The organism is Acinetobacter lwoffii, assembly GCF_022967985.1.
Classification (GTDB): domain Bacteria; phylum Pseudomonadota; class Gammaproteobacteria; order Pseudomonadales; family Moraxellaceae; genus Acinetobacter.
Genome location: NZ_JALJVC010000052.1, coordinates 1 through 972, shown reverse-complemented (window position 1 = coordinate 972; position 972 = coordinate 1). Strand labels below are relative to the sequence as shown.

The window sequence follows — 972 nt, the reverse complement described above, 5'->3', positions numbered from 1 at the left end:
CCCCTATACGTCATCTTGCGATTTAGCAGAGACCTGTGTTTTTGCTAAACAGTCGTTTGGGCCTATTCACTGCGGCTCTACATGTGTAGAGCGTCCCTTCTCCCGAAGTTACGGGACCATTTTGCCGAGTTCCTTAACGAGAGTTATCCCGCGCGTCTTAGAATTCTCATCTCGCCTACCTGTGTCGGTTTACGGTACTGGCGCCTTCCCCCTCACTAGAGGCTTTTCTTGGCAGTGTGAAATCGTGACCTACGTCCCTACGGGACTCCGCATCGTTCCTTGACTGTGATGCCTGACGGATTTGCCAATCAGACGGTCTTGAAACTTGCACATGCACTTCCATCCGCATGCGTCACTATCCTCCTGCGTCCCCCCATTGTTCAAACGGTGGATCGGCGGTACAGGAATATCAACCTGTTATCCATCGCCTACGCCTTTCGGCCTCGGCTTAGGTCCAGACTAACCCTGAGCGGACGAGCCTTCCTCAGGAAACCTTGGGCTTTCGACGGAGGGGATTCTCACCCCTCTTTTCGCTACTCACACCGGCATTCTCACTTCCAAACGCTCCACTGCTCCTTCCGGTACAGCTTCACAGCGGTTTGGAACGCTCCCCTACCATTCCTTACGGAATCCGCAGCTTCGGTGGTATGTTTAGCCCCGTTACATTTTCGGCGCGGCGCCACTCGACTAGTGAGCTATTACGCACTCTTTGAATGGTGGCTGCTTCTAAGCCAACATCCTAGCTGTCTAGGCAGCGCCACATCCTTTTCCACTTAACATACACTTGGGGACCTTAGCTGGCGGTCTGGGCTGTTTCCCTCTTGACTACGGATCTTATCACTCGCAGTCTGACTCCCGAGTATAAGTTGCTGGCATTCGGAGTTTAACTGAATTCGGTAACCCTGTGGGGGCCCCTAGTCCAATCAGTGCTCTACCTCCAGAACTCTCAACCTCGAGGCTAGCCCTAAAGCT

Annotated in this window: 1 rRNA gene; it reads right to left on the bottom strand. The window is 53.3% G+C overall.

Annotation, left to right across the window (positions count from 1 at the left end):
- Positions 1 to 972 (bottom strand): 23S ribosomal RNA (locus MWG72_RS15425); the annotation flags it as partial.